The sequence below is a fragment of the Mesotoga sp. genome (assembly GCF_035363035.1).
Classification (GTDB): Bacteria; Thermotogota; Thermotogae; order Petrotogales; family Kosmotogaceae; genus Mesotoga.
On sequence record NZ_DAOSEH010000013.1, the window covers coordinates 15,915 to 33,338 of the forward strand.

Consider the following 17,424-nt stretch of genomic DNA (forward strand, 5'->3'; position numbering starts at 1 on the left):
AAACCCATCCTTTCAGAAGTTATTTATCGCTGGAAGGTGCTATCTATTTCCATGCTCATGCTTCATTTCAATATCAGTTTACCACCACATCCGGGAAAAAACCGACCGGAAGTGTAATAATCGTTGAGGAGGTGAGGTAATGTCGTTTCTTAGAACTCGAGACAATAGGGATATCCATTACGAAGTTCATGGGGATTGTGAGAAACCGCCCTTAATGATACTGAACGGAATCATGATGTCTACCGCTTCATGGGCAGGGTTTATTGGGGATTTCACGAAACATTTCAGATTGATTCTTATGGATTTCAGAGACCAGGGAAGATCCAGCAGAGAGTCCGCGCAGTACCCCATCGAAATACATGTCCCGGACATTTTGTCTCTTCTGGACGAGTTATCCATAGACAAGATAAACCTCGTGGGACTCTCCTACGGTGGACAGGTCGCACAACTACTTGCCCTTGAATCGCCCGGAAGGTTGAAAACGATGATACTGGCTAATACACCAGCCAGAATCTCCCCTTTTCTTGCCGAACTTGGAGAGGCCTGGAAGGAAGCGGCCAAACTTGAAGATGGCGAGAGATTCTTCTCTCTGGCGATTCCCTTCATTTACTCCGATATCTTTTACAACAACAACCTCCAGTGGCTCAAAGCTCGTCAGAAAGTTTTCAAAGACCTCCTGGATGTTGCCTGGTTCCAGGGATTTATAAGGCTGGCCTCTTCCAATCCGGACTTCAACGTCCTGGATAGAGTCGACGGGATAACCTGCCCGACGCTTCTACTGTGTGCCGACAGAGATATAATAACCCCTCTGGAAGAGATGAAGCTGATCCATGAAAGGATAAAGGACTCGGAATTGCTGGTCATTCACAACGCAGGTCACGGCGCATTTCTTGAAAAGACAGCCGAATTCATAACGGCCGTCACGGGGTTTATATTGAAGAATTCTTGAATTTTACTTTCATAATCATCTTTATTCACTCCTCATCGCCTGCAGTTGCATCAGGTCATCTCTGATTGTGTTTACTAAAGAATGTTAAATATAGTATGCTGAAAGTGAGAGATGATTCACTTGTCATAAATGAGAGATAATTCACAAAGGTCGAGAGGTGATCTCATTGAACGGTCTTCCGAAAATCGGAATAGCGGGTATTGGTCTCTACATACCCGAGAAATTCACAACGGCGAGAGACCTGTCTGTGGCGACGGGAATTCCAGAGGATGTCATCGCGAACAAATTCGGTGTTAAGCAGAAACCGGTTCCCGGACCAGATGATACCACCAGTCGCATGGGAGTCATGGCAGCGCTTGAAGCCTTGAATGATGCAAAGGTAGACCCGATGGACGTAGATCTACTGATATGGAACGGTGCACAGCATAAAGACTACCCCTGTTGGCTTGCGGGACTCAAGGTCGCAGACGTTATAGGCGCTAGAAGGGCATGGTCGTTCGATATGGAGGCCATGTGCGGTTCGATGATGGCGGGAATCGATATCGCCAAGAGCATGATGATCGCCCGCGAAGATCTCAATACCGTTCTGCTCGTGAGTGGTTATAGAAATGTGGATCTGATAGATCTCAAAAACCCCACTACTTCCTTCATGCTTGATTTAGGTGCGAGCGGAGCCGCAGTCGTTTTGAAGAAGAACCACCACAGCAATATCGTTCTGGCATCGGCCTTCAAAGGCGACGGTTCTTTTTCGGAAGATTGCGTGGTGCCGGTTGGAGGGTCTAAGAGCTGGCCAATCAAACCCGAAGATATATCCAGGTTTTCCTTCGATGTTCAGGGAGACGCGGCAGACTTCAAAAAACGCCTCGGCGAGACGACCATGTTCAATTTTTACGGAGTGGTAAGAGAGTCTCTCGAGAAGAGCGGCTACTCTCAGAGTGATATAGATTATCTTGCTATACTACATTTCAAAAAATCCGCCCACTTCGGAGTTCTTGAAGAGCTCGGTTTGAGTGAAGACCAGAGCACTTACCTCGACAACTACGGCCACCTCGGCCAGAATGATCAGATACTTTCCATAAAACTCGGGCTGAAAGACGAGAAGATCAAAGACGGGGATCTGGTAGTTATGGTAGGTGCAGGACTTGGATTCGTATGGGCTGCAACAACGGTGAAGTGGGGCAGAGATATGGAGGCTGAAGGATGAGAATGGAAGGTAAAGTGGTTATTATTACCGGTGCGGCCAGTGGACTGGGAAAGGCGTCGGTGGAAAAATTTGCGAAAGAAGGCGCTATAACGGTCGCCTGCGATATGGACGAGGCTGGTCTGGAAAAGTTAAGGGAGGAGTTCTCTTCTCTTCCCGGCAAAGTAGTACCCAAAAAACTTAACGTGACTGATCGTTCAGCGATCAGCGAGCTTGTCAAATTACTCAAGGATGAGTATGGTCACATAGACGGCCTGGTAAACAACGCAGGTGTTACCAGAGATGCACTCCTGCAGAGAATGACCGAAGAAGACTGGGATCTGGTCATCAACGTCAACCTGAAGGGGGTTTTCAACATGACACAGGCCGTGGTCCCCGTCATGCTGGATCAGGGATACGGTTCGATAGTTAACACCTCTTCCATAGTCGGTGTGTACGGCAACATAGGTCAGAGCAACTACTCAGCTTCTAAAGGCGGTGTTGTCGCCATGTCCAAGACATGGGCCAAGGAATTGACGAGAAAGGGCGCCAAAATCAGAGTGAACGCCGTGGCTCCCGGCTTCATAAAGACACCCATGACAGACAAGGTCCCCGAGAAGCTAATTCAGTCTCTCGAGGAGAAGATACCCCTGAAGAGAATGGGACTACCAGAAGAAGTGGCCAACCTTTACTTCTTCCTGATATCCGATGAATCCACCTACATCACTGGTCAGGTGATAGGAATAGATGGAGGCCTCGTGATTTGAGGATCTCACGCAGCGATAGAACTAAACTCCAGATCAAGCAGGCGGCCGAAGAGTTGTTCAGCCGCCTGGGTTTCGAGTTGACGTCTGTCGCCAATATTTGTAGAACCTGTGGCCTCTCCAACGGAGCCTTTTACAGACATTATTCCGGTAAGGAACAGGTCTTCAAGGAAATCGTGAATGATATAAAAACCGATTTTGAAAGCGCTCTCAGTACGATAAATGGCAAAAGAGAGGATGAAAGGCTTTTCAACTCTTTCAGATCTGTCTTCGATACCCTCTGGAATTCAAAGAAAAAGTTCATGGCCTTCCACGAGGCAGAGTATAGATTTCCAGAGGTGGAAAGCTCCGTTAATAGCACATATCAGGAGGCTCTCATCAAGGCCTTAAAAATCGAAGGATCAACCATCTCTCTGCCAAAGAAGTGGTTTCTGGTTGGGAGTTCCAGATTCACGGCCATCTACTGGATAATCTTCAACGGTGTCAGGGTTCCCGACTCGACGATAGAATCTCTGGTCGATTTTTCAATGAACGGTTTCATCGCTTCCCCATCGGATTTCGAATTAAGCTCTCTGGATCTCGACCTCGGAAATATCGATTTCTCGGGCGATATCAAGGCCAAGGATGTACTCCTGCAATCGGCCGAGAAATTGATCGGGGAGAAGGGGTATTTCGAGACGTCGATCTACGATATTACCAGCCATGCCGGATACGGCCAGGGGACCTTTTATCTGTATTTCGAAAGCAAAGAAAAGCTCCTTGAAGAGCTGGTTCTCCAGGCCAACAGAAGACTTCGCCGAACCATGAGACAGGCCTCTGAGAGTATAAAGGGAAGGTTAAACAAAGAAATAAGATCATACAAGGCCTTCCTTGTATTCATGAATTCACACAAAGAACTCTACAACATAGTCAGAGAATCAGAATTCGTACTTCCAGAAACGGGAAGATTCTACTACGAGAAACTGCTCACTTCCTATATAAGTGCTCTAAAAGAATCGCGAGAGAAGGGTGAGATAAGGAACATCGATCCAAGAGATCTGGGTGTCTTTCTTATGGGAATCGGGCATTTCATGGGACTGGATCTTCTCTTCGTAGATAACAGACCAAAAGATTGGGATGGATACCTCAAAGAAATAGCAGCACTCATGACGAAAGGCTACGGAGGTGTTGTTAGTTGAACTGGGTTGAAGAATATAGAAAGAAGAGAATCGGTATAGATGAAGCTCTGAAGAACGTGAAATCAAATACAAAAATCGTCACAAGTATGGCCGCAATGGAGGCTCAAGGACTGCTGCGAAACCTTCACAGGGTGGAAAATGTGGAGAACGTCGCCGTAGCGACCTGCCTGAACATAGGTGAGTACCCCTTTTTCACACACAAAGAGTACGAAGGTAGATTCCTGAATGAATCCTGGTTCCATTCGGTCGGTGCCAGAAAGGCAGTAAGCAGCGGATTGAGAACGGTAACATATATCCCCAACAACCTTCATAACGCGGGGATGGAAAGGATAATGGCCAACAGACCGGATATTTTCTGGGGAGTTGCCTCTCCGATGGATAAAAACGGTTACATGACCGTTTCACTTTCCACAGTCTACGAACGCGACATGGTTGAAAGGGCGAAGATGGTCATCATGGAAGTCAACGAAAAGGCTCCAAAGACCCATGGAGACACTCACGTTCACATAAGCGAAGTCGATTACGTTATCGAGAACAACTTCGATATACCTGAACTTCCCGATAGTGAGCCTTCAGAGACCGAGATGGAAATCGCAGGTCATATTTCCTCATTGGTTGACGATGGCTCCACCCTTCAGATAGGAATTGGAGGGATTCCGAATGCGGTAGCCAGATTGATGGAAGACAAACACGACCTCGGCATCCATACGGAGATGTTTACCGAATCGATGATACATCTATTCGAAAAGGGTTCCATAACCAACAGGAGGAAGACTCTCTGGCCTGGAAAATTCATCGCCACTTTTGCCCTGGGAACAAGAGAGATGTACTCCTTCATCGAAGATAACCCCGGAGTGCTTCTCCTCAGGGGGAGTTACGTCAACGATCCTTACGTGGTTGCCCAAAACGACAACATGGTATCGATAAACACGGCGATAACCGTGGATCTCACTGGCCAGGTCTGTTCCGAAGCCATAGGAACGCGTCATTACAGCGGTACGGGCGGTCAGCTTGATACACACAGAGGGGCCTCCATGGCCCGGGGAGGAAAGGGAATAATAGCGCTGCGCTCTACGGCGAAGAACGGAACGGTATCTACAATCGTTCCGTTGTTGCCTCTGGGCTCGCCCGTAACAGTTCCAAGGCAGGACATAGATTATGTGGTAACGGAGTTCGGTGTGGCCCATCTTAAAGGGCTGAATGTCTTCCAGAGAGTGGATGCCCTTTTGAACATATCACATCCCGACTTCAGGGTCGAACTGCGAAAACAGGCCAGTGATTTAGGTTTGATATAGGAGGTATTCGATGAAGAGAGTGTTCATAGTTGGAGCTAAGAGAACGGCTATCGGAACTTTCGGGGGAACCCTCAAGGACACACCGGCCGTGGAGCTGGGAATCGTCGCTTCCAGGGCCGCCATAGAACAGGCCGGTATCGATGCGGGCAGGATCGATGAAGCGATAATGGGCTGTATTCTCACCGCCAATCAGGGAATGGGACCGGGAAGACAGGTTTCGATAGGTGCCGGACTTCCCGTCGAGAGTCCTGGTTACCTGGTGAATATGCTGTGCGGTTCGGGTATGAAGGCTACGATGATCGGGGCCTCCGATATCTTAACCGGAGAGGTCGGACTGGTTCTGACTGGTGGCATGGAGAACATGTCGATAAGCCCGTACATGCTGGACAGGGCCAGATTTGGTTACAGAATGGGCAACGGGAGTATCGTGGACCATATGATAAGGGATGGCCTTACCGATGTTTTCAACGATTATCACATGGGCGTGACGGCCGAGAACCTGGCCGAGAGACACGGTATCGGTCGCCTTGAACAGGACGAATTCGCCCTCGAGAGCCAGAAGAGAGCCAAGGAAGCCATTGCAGCGGGCAAATTCAAAGATGAGATAGCCACCGTGGTTATAAAGGGAAGAAAAGGCGATACGCTCTTCGATGCCGACGAACATCCAAGAGAGACCAGTATGGAGATTCTCGGCAAGCTTAAACCGGCTTTCAAAAAGGATGGCACGGTAACGGCCGGCAATTCATCGGGTATCAACGATGGAGGTAGCGCGACGCTTCTGGCAGGCGAGGAGGCGGTCGAAAAGTATGGATTGAGACCACTCGGCGAAATTGTCGCCTTTGCACAGGCCGGAGTCGATCCAGCGTACATGGGATATGGTCCGGTCCCTGCAATCGAAAAAGCTTTGAAAAAGTGTGGAATGAACCTCAACGATATCGAACTCCTCGAGTTGAACGAGGCCTTCGCAGCGCAGTCTCTATCGGTCATCAAAGGATTGCAGGAACTCTATGGGGTATCGAAAGAGCGGCTGTTGGAGAGAACGAACGTCAACGGCGGCGCGATAGCTCTCGGACATCCAATAGGTGCTTCGGGAAACAGAATAATAGTTACCCTCCTGTATGAAATGGCCAAAAGAGACCTGCAGTTCGGGCTCGCCTCCCTTTGTATCGGCGGTGGCATGGGAACCGCGTTGGTTGTCAAGAGAGTCTAATGAAAGAAATATTGTCTATCACCTGGTTCATAGATCTCCTCAAACGTTCTGGCGTGTGGATTTATCGCAATTGGCAATTCTAGAATGAACTACCTATTAGGAGGTGGGAAAGTGAAAAAGGCAATATTACTAACACTTGTTCTCGCGGTAGTAGCGATGATGGCTGTTGCCGCAACCCCGATCAAGATCGGTGCCGTGGTACCCCTTGGAGACATAACTGGTGACCAGGCTGCCAAAGCCATGAGACTGGCAGTAGCCGAGATCAACGCCGCCGGTGGTCTTCTTGGTAGACCAGTCGAACTGATCGTGATCGACGACGAATTGAAACCGGAAAAAGGCGCCGCCGCGATCGAAAAACTCGCAACTGTCGATAAGGTAGATTTCTTTGTCGGCGGTATGGGTTCTTCTGTACACTTGGCACAGATCCCCGTCATGAAGAGATACCAGAAAATAACCATCTGGATAGGTGCCGCTTCCTATCTCTGTGAAAATGCAGTGGGACCGGATGCCGACTGGTATTTCCATCTTCATCCGTGGGATTATCAGCAGGGTGCGAGTTACGGACTCGGATGGACGGAACTGGCCGAGGCCTACCCTGAAATCAGAACCGACAGGATCTTCCTCGCGTACGAAGAGGGAGGTTTCGGAACGGCTTCTCACGAATCGTACGTCGCATTGCAGAGACTGGCACAGCAGGGTGAAGGTGCCTGGGCGGCGATCATGAACGATTACATGGGCGTATCCTTCAAAAGCGCCGCGCTTGGTGGCGGAGATTACAGGGCCATGCTCCAGCAGGCCAAGACTTACAATCCCGATCTCTTCATCTGGGCCGGTTACGACGCAGATGCCCTACCAATGCTTCAGCAGGCCAAGGAAGTCGGATTCGCTCCAGAGTTCTTTGTGGGAGCACCTCCGGGCTGGCCGGCACACTTCGGTGATTCTCCTCTGGCCGAAGGCGTGACGCTTTACGGAATGTGGGCACCCACGATTAACAAAGTGAGCCCGGCGGCCGAGCACTTCTACAACGCCTACATCGAAATGTTCAAGGAAGAGCCTGCGACATACTTCGCACCGCTCGGTTATACCAACATCTACTTCCTCGCGGAAGGTATCAAGGCCGCAGGAACGATCGACAAAGCTCCTTTGATCAATGCTCTGGAAAAAGTCGAATACGCTTCACCCATCGGTGAAGTGCTGAAGATCGCTCCGAGCAATGTAATCAAGCATCAGGGTTTCACGGCTCAGAAGATACTTCAGTGGCAGGGCGGCGAACAGCAGGTAATATGGCCGCTCGAGCTCAAGACGGCAGATCCGACGTTCCCGTTCCCGAGCTGGGAAGGAAGATAGTTTGATCCGAGGTCGGGCTTCGGCCCGACCTTATTATCTCAAATTGGCAAGAACCGGGGTGGTGACAGACTTGGAGAGCATCTCTTTTTGGAAGAAATATAAGAATATCTTGTTTTTGATCTTGCTGATAGTCGCCGTTGCGATATGGAAACCCCATGCGGCCATCTATGGTTTGCAAAGGGGCAGTCTTTATGCTCTTGCCGGCCTGCCTCTTTCCCTGACGCTGGGGATAGTGGGTATAATGAACCTCTCACACGGGGATTTCCTTTCTCTGGGAATATACATCGTTTACATGTTTTCCGTGAATACGGGAATGGATCCTCTCGTCTCGATTCTTCCGGTCTTTATCCTGCTCTTTTTACTGGGAGCGGGTGTCTACAAATTGACGATAACGAAAGTTCTGAAGGCCGGTCACTTGAATCAGCTGCTCCTTACCTTCGGAATTTCGATGATCCTTCTGGAAGTGATGAACCTCATCTGGACATCCAGACCCAGGAGCGTTTACGTAGATTACGCTTCTTCCTCTGTCACTGTCGCGGGCGTAAGGTTCGGAACTTACGAGTTCCTTTATGTAGTCTTCGCCATCGCCGTGCTCATAGGTTTGCAGCTGTTTCTAAAAAAGACCAGACTCGGGCAGGCTTCTTTCGCGGTTGGTCAAAATCCGCGTGGGGCCAAGATAGTCGGTATAAATACGAGTTTCGTTTACCTTATAGTCTTCGGCATATCGGTGGCGATCCTTGGAATAGCGGCCGGTGTAATGGTACCGAGGTTCGCGATCTTTCCTTCCGTTGGCTCTTCTTATACTATGAAGTCTTTCTGTTTGGTGGCTATGGCCGGACTTGGAAATCTCACAGGCATACTGATCAGTGGTATCGCTCTGGGGGTAGGTGAAGCGATAGTGCAGTCCATTCCCGGTTACGCCGGCTGGTCCGATATCGTCTTCTTTGGAGTACTGATAGCCGTCATCATGATAAGATCGATAAGGAGGCCTTCACTATGAAGATAGCAAAGCCTTTGTTAATCTTGATTGTACTCGCTGCGGCCGTACTGCTTCCAATCGTGACCGAGGCGTACTTCATCAGCATCGCAATCACTATTCTCACTTTCATGACGCTTGCTCTCAGCTGGGACATGATGTTGAGAACGGGTCAGCTATCGTTCGGCACGGCAGGTTTTTTCGGCCTCGGTGGTTATACAGGTATCATAGCGGCCGCAGATTTTGGAGTCGATCCGGTGATTGGCATCATGCTGGGCGGACTCGTTGCCGGAGGTATAGCTCTTATACTGGGTATGGCCATCCTGAGATTGAGAGGTCTGTACTTCGCCATCACCACCATGGCGCTTGCAAGCGTCTTCATGGTGATAATAAGAAACCTTCATAGACTAACCGGTGGTCCAAGCGGAAAGATAGTTTACAACACTCTATTCAATTACGACTCAAGCAAAGTTTACTGGTTTATGCTCGCCATAGCGGTGGGTACCGTAGTAATTTCGGAACTATTTCAGAGGACTAGAATTCACTTCGCCATCGACTCAATCAGGGCAGACGAGACCGTCGCCAAGTCGCACGGAGTGAACATATACAAATATCTCATCTTTGTTTTCGTTGTAACATCTATTATTCAGGGTGTAATAGGGGCCACGTACGCCCTTCAATACGGGTTCGTGTATCCCGAAAGCAGCTTCTCGCCTCATTACCTGCTTCTGCCGATCGCCATGGCTCTTGTGGGGGGTATATACTCAACTATCGGGCCGATACTGGGAGCCATAATCCTCGGCCTATCCTCCGAGTATCTAAAATTGATAATGCCTTACGGTCATCTGGTGATATACGGTGTGATAATAGTCGTAGTTGTTCTTTTCATGCCCGACGGAGTTTATGGTGCTATCAAGGCTTTTTTCATGAATAGAAAGCGCCGTCTGGAGGAACGATAAGATGAGCATACTGAAGGTAGATAGAGTAACCAAACGTTTTGGAGGACTTGTGGCCGTCAACGACGTCACAATGGAGATTCAAAAGGGCGAGATTCTTGGCCTCATAGGACCGAACGGTGCCGGTAAAACTACGTTGACCAACTTGATTTCCGGCGTACACCTGGTGAGTGAAGGAAAGATCGTTTTCGAGGATACAGACATAACTCTTATCCCCGCCCACAAGAGATGCAAGCTGGGCATCGCCAGAACCTTTCAGATCGCCAGACCTTTGAAGAACCTCACCGTTGTGGAGAACATAATGATCGGAGGCCTCTTCGGTAAAGGTGAGAATCTCAAAACTGGTCGTAAAAGCGCTTTAGAGCTCTGTAAAGGGATAGAGCTAAAAAAACCCGACGAAACTCTTGATAGGATTACCGTTCTGGATATCAAAAAAATGGAGATAGCCAGAGCTATGGCAACCAATCCAAAGATCCTCTTCCTGGACGAAGTTATGTCCGGACTGAACATGGATGAAACGAGAGATATGATACACACCGTCAGAAAGATCAGAGATACGGGAGTCACAATCTGCATAATCGAACATGTAATGAGCGTGATAAGAGAATTGACAGAGAGAGTCATCGTGCTCGACAGAGGAGAAATCATAGCCGAGGGGCCTTACAGCGTAGTGTCGATGCAGCACAACGTTATTAGCGCCTATCTGGGGGAGGATGCCTGATGCTGGAAGTAAAAAACTTGAATGTTTCGTATGGAAGAATCCAGGTGATCAAGGACTTCACCTTCTCCGTCGGTAACGAAGCCGTCGGCTTTTTTGGACCGAACGGCGCCGGTAAGACCACACTCATAAATTCAATCATAGGATTGGTGAGGCCGACTAGCGGAGAAATAAACTTCGAAGGACAGTCGCTGCTCGATCGGGAGACATACCAGATAGTGAGAATGGGTATCTCGGTTGTTCCACAAGATGGAGAACTCTTCCCGATAATGACTGTTATAGAGAATCTAAGAATAGGATCTTCATACATAAAAGAAGCCAGGGAAAAGACGTCCGAGAGACTGGAGTTTGTGTTCAAGATCTTTCCCATTCTCAAAGAACGGGCCTTTCAACTGGCCGGTACTATGAGCGGTGGCCAGCAGAGGATGCTCGCCGTTGGAAGGGCTTTGATGGCTATGCCAAGACTTCTGATACTCGACGAACCGTCCGTGGGCCTCCAGCCTTCTCTGGTTACCGAACTGTTCGAAAAACTGGCCGTGATAAAGACCGAAGGCGTCTCGATACTTCTCTCCGAACAGAACGTGAAGCAGGGTCTCAAAGTGATAGACAGGGGATATGTTGTGGAGAACGGAACTGTGGTGATCGAAAGTACGGCCGACGATCTCAAGAACAACGAACACGTCAAGAGATCGTATCTCGGTCTGTGAAGTGCTGATCTCACCTCTAAAGAGATGCTGCGGTCATGAAAAAACGGCTGGGCAAAATCCCGGGAGAACGATTAAGGTTGATGGAGGTTGTCTATCTGATTGTATTTCTTCTCCTACCCGGCCTCGTCCGTGCTTACGATTCATATATGCCAAACCGATTTTCAATTTGTCCCGACCAAAACATCACAAAGGAATATCTAGATACGGATGGAAGGGCATTATGTATTGGCCGTGGTCTCTGCTATAATAATCGTATTCCGGAATCGCCCAGTATGTTATGGGACGTCTCGTTTGATCTATTTTATGGGCAGATTTATTCTATTGAAAGTGACGACCTTTCGAACATCGGTGAGGATACACATTCTCTTCATGGGAGGTATCAAGACTCTATGGAACAGCCTCAAAGCAGATATGTTAAGGTACTTGACAAAAAGCTCCATTATCTCGAGGCCGGCAAGCCCGGCGGTATTCCTATGGTTTTCGTGCACGGAAACTTCGCCTCGGGAAAGTGGTTCGAACCGGCCATGGAACTGCTTCCAGAGAGTTATCACACTTTTGCACTGGATCTGCCGAACTTCGGAAGGTCCGATAGAACCGAAGAGGTGAGTATAGACAATTACGGAAAGCACGTAGTCGATTTTATCAAACAACTCGAACTCGAAGGAGTGATACTGGTCGGGCATTCCCTCGGAGGTGCCGTTGTCCAGAATGTTATGGTACGCAGACCCGATCTTCTCAGCAGAGTTGTGCTGATAGACCCTGCCCCGCCGGACGGTCTCAAAACACCGCCCGAAGTCTATCCCTTTCTAGATATGTACAGGAACAACAGAGAACTTCTGAAGAAGGCTCTCATAGGTACCATGCCAACTAGACCGGTAGATGAATTCACCGATTTGCTGGTCGATGAGGCGCTTCTAATGGATCCAAGATGCTTCACTGAAAATGCCCGCGCGCTTGAGAAGTACGATTATACCCAGCAGTTGAAGGGCTGTGAAATCCCCGTTCTGGTTATAGTTGGAAGAAAAGACATGTTGATCACCGAGGAGATGGCCAGAGGTTTCGAGAGAATAATGCACACAGTACATGTGAGAGTGCTCGAGGAGTACGGCCACAGTATAAACGTAGAGAATCCCGGGCTTTTTGTAGATATGCTACTGGAATTTACCTCTAAATAGATACGTGCAAGGGACCTTTTTTTGCATTTGGGCCGGCAAACTCAGCTGTGCTAAAATCCTTCTATCGATGCCGTGAAAAACGGCTATTTTCCGGTTATTGAGGAGGGATGTTCAATGAAGAAGCTACTCGTGTTGATTATCACCGCTCTGATCGGCCTTACTGCATTGGGTGTTTACATGAAAGCAGCAGTTCTAGGTGAAGTGAGATCTCTGAATCCTTACTTCATCAATTCAAGTGCCGAGAGACAGTTGATAGGCTACCTTTACGAAACGTTGATGACTACCAGTGAAGGAAAGGCTATTGGTATGCTTGCAGACTCTTGGGAAGTCAACCTTGAAGAGCTGTACATCGTTTTTCATCTCAAAGACAGGCTTTTCCACGATGGAAGCCCGGTGACGGCCGAAGACGTTGCTTACTCCTTCAACATAACCGTTCAAAAGAGGTTACCCATGGGTCCGCTACTTGCCTGGTTCAGTAGCGCGGAGGTTCTAGATGAAAAGACTGTTAAACTGAACTTCAGGGTTCTCAACTCCTTTGTAGTGAGTTCCATCCCGATGGCCATTCCCATCATCCCCGAAAGTGTATGGAAGAACATCGCCAATCCGATGGAGTTCTCCAATCTGGATAATCCAATGGGTACCGGTTCCCTGAAATTCAAAGAAATAACGCCGCAGTCGGTAACGTTCTCCTCAAACGGTAACCACCCAGATTCTCCGCAGTATCTCGAAGGGATAGTCTTCAATCTGGTTCAGGACGAAACTATGGGCTTCCTCGGCCTTATCAGAGGCGACTACGATTACATTTACTGGGACCTCGACCCTTCTCTGGCGACACAGATGCTCAAGGATCCCGACAGATACAAAGACCTTGGGTTGGCAGTCACGAACGGAGACGGCGTTGTGTCTTTGCTGTTCAACCACAGAACTCTACCCGGATCGGATATTTATTTCAGGAAGGCTGTACAAATGGCCATTGACTACGTCCAGATAGTTGGCAGAGTTTATCTTGGTTTTGCTGATGTCGCTTCTTCAGGCTTGATTCCTTCAATGGCGAAGGCCGTTTTCAACTCTAACATCGGTGCCGCATCCGTTGATATAGAAAAGGCAAAGGAGTATCTGGCTAAGTCATCTTACAGAGGAGAGAAAGTCAGACTTCTGATTTACACCAGCAAGGAACAGATGGAGCTTGCCGAGTACATAAAACTCTTCCTCTCTAAGATTGGAATAAACGTTGTAGTCGATCCTCAGGGCCATGAAGCGGTGACGGCGGCGCTCAAGAAAGCTGACTTCGACATGTCGCTCACCACATACAGTCTGGGGTTCCACCCGGAAATGGCCTTCTATCATCTCCACTCTTCGAGAGGGACGATGCAAAACGGCCAGGTTTCAGGTTTCAACTACGGAGGCGTGAATATACCGGAGCTGGATGAGACTCTTAACATTATCTGGACTGCTTTCGACGAGAAGGTACAGAGGGACTCTTTCCATATTCTCCAGGAGCAGGTCAGGGAGTTCGTTCCGGTAGTTCCCATCTGCATACCCAACAGGCTGGAAGCCTTCTCGCGCAAGAACCTTGACGGCTGGAGTATATCAGAAACCGAGGGTGTATTGTCGACGGAGACGTTGAAGAATCTGAAATCAAAATAGGGAGTTTGCCATGACTCTCTCCTATCTGGTCAAAAGAATCCTCATAATGATATTGACGGTCTTCCTGGCGGTGACGCTGAGTTTCATCCTCATCAGGTCCCTGCCGGGAGACCCTGCGGAGAGATATTACGGCGATCCGAGGTTGCCCGAAGAAATAAAAGAGGAAATCAAGGCCGTTTTCGGACTCGACAAGCCCTTGATCACACAGTACTTCATATTCATAGGGAACGCGTTCAGGGGTGATCTCGGTGTCTCGTACACATACCGCAGAAACGTGGTCGGTGTAATTCTCGAAAGGCTCCCATGGACGCTGATGCTAACCGTGGTGCCGACCGTCTTGAGTATGTTCGTGGCGCTCTGGATAGGAACATTCATAGCTTTCAACAGGGGTAAGAAGCTAGATCGCTTCATGAGGTTCTTCGCTTTCGGATTGAACTCCGTTCCAACTTTCTGGCTTGCCCTTCTGCTGGTCATGGGAACGGGGTTCTATCTAAACATATTTCCTCTGCAGGGTATGTTCGATCCGCTGGAGAGTGGTATGGCGAGAGTGATAAGCATACTCCACCACGCCGCTCTTCCCTGGATAACTCTCTTCATCGTAGGGATGCCGAGTTTTGCGATACAGGTCAGGAACATAGCGCTGAACATCCTGGGGGAGGATTTCATAATAACGGCGAAGGCCAAAGGTCTGAGAGAGCAAGAAATTCGGCGCAAACACGTGCTCAGAAACGCTCTCGGACCACTTTTCTCGCTTCTTACCCTGAGAATAGCGGGGCTTGTGGGAGGGGCAGTACTGATAGAGACTATCTTTTCCTGGAAGGGAATGGGACTGCTGGTGCTGGAGGCTTCCAAAAATTCTGACTACCCGCTTCTTCAAGCCACCGTCCTGATGACCATCGTACTGGTTATTCTGGCCAATTTTCTGGCGGACGTTCTCCAGGCCGTCTTTGATCCCAGGGTGATTTACACATGAAAAAATACAGAAAGGTTTTGAGGGACATTTGGAAAGCTCCAGAGGGAAAGGTTAGTCTTTTCATACTGGTCTTATTCGTTTTTCTCGCCGTTACCGCCGACTGGATCTCGCCTTACGATCCTTATGACATTACTCAGAGAGGCTTTCCGCTGGAAGCGCCTTCGAAGGAGTATCCGCTCGGGACCGATGGTTTCGGAGTTGATATACTCAGTCAGATAATTCATGGCAGTAGGGTCTCGCTAACAATAGGGTTTGTCACAGGAATCGGCATAGCCTTCATGGGCGGCTTCATCGGAGTGATGGCCGGCACTTACGGCGGCCTGGCGGATCTCTTTTCCATGAGAGCAGTCGATTTCATAATGGTGCTACCCGGACTGCCCATAATGATACTATTGATGACAACTTTGGGAAGCAGTTTCTGGGTGATGGTGATGATCTTCGTTCTCTTCGGCTGGGCGTCGGTCGCCAGGGTTACGAGGGCGATAGTTCTCTCAGAAAGAAAGCGAGGCTACGTCGAGGCGGCCCGGTGCGCCGGAGCTAAAAAAAGCCACATTCTCCTCAGACATTTGCTCCCGGCAACCTATTCTATACTCTTCGTCACCGCAGCCTTCGCGGCGGGTGGTTCGATTCTGGCCGAGGCCGGTCTTGCCTTTCTGGGGTTCGGAGATCCCCGGCTGGTTTCGTGGGGAAAGATGTTGAATTACGCCCGCACTTACAACGCGATGGTTCTCGGCGCGTGGTGGTGGATTATATTCCCCGGCATCGCTGTTTTTCTTACGTCCTTTTCGATAATGATGCTGGGAGTTGCACTGGAAAAGACCTTTAATCCAAGATTGAGAGAGAGGGACAGGTAAATGGTAGAGTACATTGAAAACACGGCAAAGTTCGAATTCAGGGGAAAGAGCTACGAGTACAGACTTCACGAAATGCCAGAAGAGTTCTTTCGCTGGCAGGTCGGCAACAGACTCAAAGGTTTGAAGATCTTTCTGGGGGAAGAAAAGGGTATGCCGAACTTCTCTCCCCATACCGTAGTTATGAACACGCTCGAATACGAAAATGAATTCTGCATCAACTCATGCATAAAAGGACTCGGACTGGTTCCCAGATCCGATAAAATTCAGGAACTGGGAGAGAGGGCCATGGAACTCATAAGAAAATCTTACGAGATCGGAGCGGACAAAACCTTTAGAGAGAGGGTGGGAATGCTGGTTGAACTCTATTCCAATCCCGAAACGTTCGATAGGAGCGTTCTCTCATCGATGGAGATGTACAAAAAGAGAACCTACAAGAACGTTTTAGAAGACCCAAGGGCCAACCTGCTTTTCTACGATAACCAAACCGGCTACAGCGTAATGTTCAGCGTGGTGTGCGAATTCGTGCCCAGAGGAGGCGCTTATTACAATTACGTTAGTGCCATACACGACCTGTTTCATCTTCCCAAAGACCCATCGATAAAGACAGACAGGTACGATTTCGCATACAGGTTCCACCTGGTAGAAGCCTTCGAAAAGACTCCCGGCCCCAGGGCCAGCACCAGAATCTATTGATCAATCAAAAATCGGATGGGCCGATCCCCAGCGGTCGGCCCCTTTCAATCGAATTTGAAGAATCTGTCCTTCTCTATTATCAGTTCGAGGGTCTTGATCGAAATCTGTATGCACTTCTCCAATCCATCCTCGAAGACCTCACCGGCCTGAGCCTTTAGAGTCTCATCCTCACCGATTTCTTCGCGTATCGTCAGGATCGAGCCAGTTCTTAGACCAAACACACCTCCTAGAGTTAGGAGCGTTGAACTCTCCATCTCAACGCATAAAGTGTTGGCTTTCTTTAGAAGTCCGATCATCTTCGCGGTTTCTGAGTTGAAGCGAGCACCGTAATACGAATCGGTTGAAAGCACTATGCCCATGTGACATCTGTGTTCGACTATTGCCGCCGCCTTCTCTAGAGCCCTCAAAACATGGTGATGGGCGACTGCAGGATAGATCTCAGGAACGTACGAACCTGACGTTCCGTCGTCTCTAACGGCACCAGTAACGATAACCCCTTCTCCCATTTTTAGTTTTTTCTGGAGACTTCCGGCACTACCCACCCTTATAAGGGTATGGACACCTAGCGCCCGGAGCTCTTCAACCGCGATAGCCATACAGGGACCTCCCATCCCGGTTGACATTACCGAGACTCGCTCTCCCGAGATTTCGCCGGTGATTGTGAAATATTCGCGATTTTTCGCCACATGGACCGGGTTTTCAAAATACTTCGCGATCCTTTCCACACGGCCACGATCACCCGGAAGCAACACGTACTTACCGATCTTTTCGGCATCACTGATGCGAATGTGAAAAGTAGGGC

17 protein-coding genes are annotated in these 17,424 nt (G+C 49.0%); 16 read left to right on the forward strand and 1 reads right to left on the reverse strand.

Translation table 11 applies throughout. From position 1 onward, the window contains the following. Window positions 1-139: 139 nt before the first annotated feature. The 16 genes from PKX57_RS03890 to PKX57_RS03965 all read left to right on the forward strand — a co-directional run bounded on the left by PKX57_RS03890 (window position 140) and on the right by PKX57_RS03965 (window position 16,622). Window positions 140-949 carry an alpha/beta fold hydrolase gene (locus PKX57_RS03890; protein ID WP_213921071.1) on the forward strand — a complete coding sequence of 270 codons (810 nt, stop codon included), beginning with the start codon at window positions 140-142 and terminating at the stop codon, window positions 947-949. Between the two features lie 166 nt (window positions 950-1,115). Next, window positions 1,116-2,153 (forward strand): 3-oxoacyl-ACP synthase, encoded by a 1,038-nt coding sequence (locus PKX57_RS03895; RefSeq protein ID WP_472416077.1) that lies wholly within the window; start codon window positions 1,116-1,118, stop codon window positions 2,151-2,153. Beyond that, complete coding sequence (fabG, locus tag PKX57_RS03900; protein WP_213921073.1) at window positions 2,150-2,896, forward strand: 3-oxoacyl-[acyl-carrier-protein] reductase; 747 nt, start codon at window positions 2,150-2,152, stop codon at window positions 2,894-2,896. Before PKX57_RS03895 ends, fabG begins: the two co-directional genes overlap by 4 nt. Beyond that, entirely contained in the window at window positions 2,893-4,071 is a 1,179-nt protein-coding gene (locus tag PKX57_RS03905) for a TetR/AcrR family transcriptional regulator (RefSeq protein ID WP_472416079.1), read from the forward strand. Before fabG ends, PKX57_RS03905 begins: the two co-directional genes overlap by 4 nt. Further along, window positions 4,068-5,366, forward strand: a complete 1,299-nt coding sequence (locus tag PKX57_RS03910; RefSeq protein WP_472416081.1) for an acetyl-CoA hydrolase/transferase family protein — start codon at window positions 4,068-4,070, stop codon at window positions 5,364-5,366. Before PKX57_RS03905 ends, PKX57_RS03910 begins: the two co-directional genes overlap by 4 nt. A 10-nt stretch (window positions 5,367-5,376) precedes the next feature. Continuing rightward, a complete protein-coding gene (locus tag PKX57_RS03915; protein ID WP_213921076.1) occupies window positions 5,377-6,576 on the forward strand; it encodes an acetyl-CoA C-acyltransferase in 1,200 nt (399 codons plus the stop codon). Between the two features lie 111 nt (window positions 6,577-6,687). Next, window positions 6,688-7,923, forward strand: coding sequence for an ABC transporter substrate-binding protein (locus PKX57_RS03920; protein WP_213921077.1), 1,236 nt, complete (start codon window positions 6,688-6,690; stop codon window positions 7,921-7,923). Between the two features lie 109 nt (window positions 7,924-8,032). Beyond that, entirely contained in the window at window positions 8,033-8,923 is an 891-nt protein-coding gene (locus PKX57_RS03925) for a branched-chain amino acid ABC transporter permease (RefSeq protein ID WP_470745588.1), read from the forward strand. Further along, on the forward strand, window positions 8,920-9,858 hold the full coding sequence (locus PKX57_RS03930) for a branched-chain amino acid ABC transporter permease (RefSeq protein WP_472416083.1): 939 nt from the start codon (window positions 8,920-8,922) through the stop codon (window positions 9,856-9,858). Before PKX57_RS03925 ends, PKX57_RS03930 begins: the two co-directional genes overlap by 4 nt. Window position 9,859: 1 nt before the next feature. Beyond that, window positions 9,860-10,576, forward strand: a complete 717-nt coding sequence (locus PKX57_RS03935; protein ID WP_472416085.1) for an ABC transporter ATP-binding protein — start codon at window positions 9,860-9,862, stop codon at window positions 10,574-10,576. Further along, the gene (locus PKX57_RS03940) at window positions 10,576-11,280 is read left to right on the forward strand and encodes an ABC transporter ATP-binding protein (RefSeq protein ID WP_169700127.1); all 705 of its coding nucleotides are present in this window, start codon (window positions 10,576-10,578) and stop codon (window positions 11,278-11,280) included. Before PKX57_RS03935 ends, PKX57_RS03940 begins: the two co-directional genes overlap by 1 nt. A gap of 389 nt (window positions 11,281-11,669) precedes the next feature. Then, window positions 11,670-12,455: an alpha/beta fold hydrolase gene (locus tag PKX57_RS03945; protein WP_472416087.1), complete on the forward strand. Its 786-nt coding sequence runs from the start codon at window positions 11,670-11,672 to the stop codon at window positions 12,453-12,455. Window positions 12,456-12,569: 114 nt separating this feature from the next. Then, window positions 12,570-14,102 (forward strand): ABC transporter substrate-binding protein, encoded by a 1,533-nt coding sequence (locus PKX57_RS03950; RefSeq protein WP_213921083.1) that lies wholly within the window; start codon window positions 12,570-12,572, stop codon window positions 14,100-14,102. A 10-nt stretch (window positions 14,103-14,112) separates the two neighbouring features. Continuing rightward, complete coding sequence (locus tag PKX57_RS03955; RefSeq protein WP_472416089.1) at window positions 14,113-15,075, forward strand: ABC transporter permease; 963 nt, start codon at window positions 14,113-14,115, stop codon at window positions 15,073-15,075. Next, complete coding sequence (locus PKX57_RS03960) at window positions 15,072-15,929, forward strand: ABC transporter permease subunit (protein ID WP_213921085.1); 858 nt, start codon at window positions 15,072-15,074, stop codon at window positions 15,927-15,929. Before PKX57_RS03955 ends, PKX57_RS03960 begins: the two co-directional genes overlap by 4 nt. After that, window positions 15,930-16,622, forward strand: coding sequence for a hypothetical protein (locus PKX57_RS03965; RefSeq protein WP_213921086.1), 693 nt, complete (start codon window positions 15,930-15,932; stop codon window positions 16,620-16,622). It begins immediately after the preceding gene. A gap of 44 nt (window positions 16,623-16,666) precedes the next feature. Here the strand turns inward: PKX57_RS03965 and PKX57_RS03970 are convergent, their stop codons facing one another. Continuing rightward, on the reverse strand, window positions 16,667-17,374 hold the full coding sequence (locus PKX57_RS03970; protein ID WP_472416092.1) for a nucleoside phosphorylase: 708 nt from the start codon (window positions 17,372-17,374) through the stop codon (window positions 16,667-16,669). Window positions 17,375-17,424 lie beyond the last annotated feature (50 nt).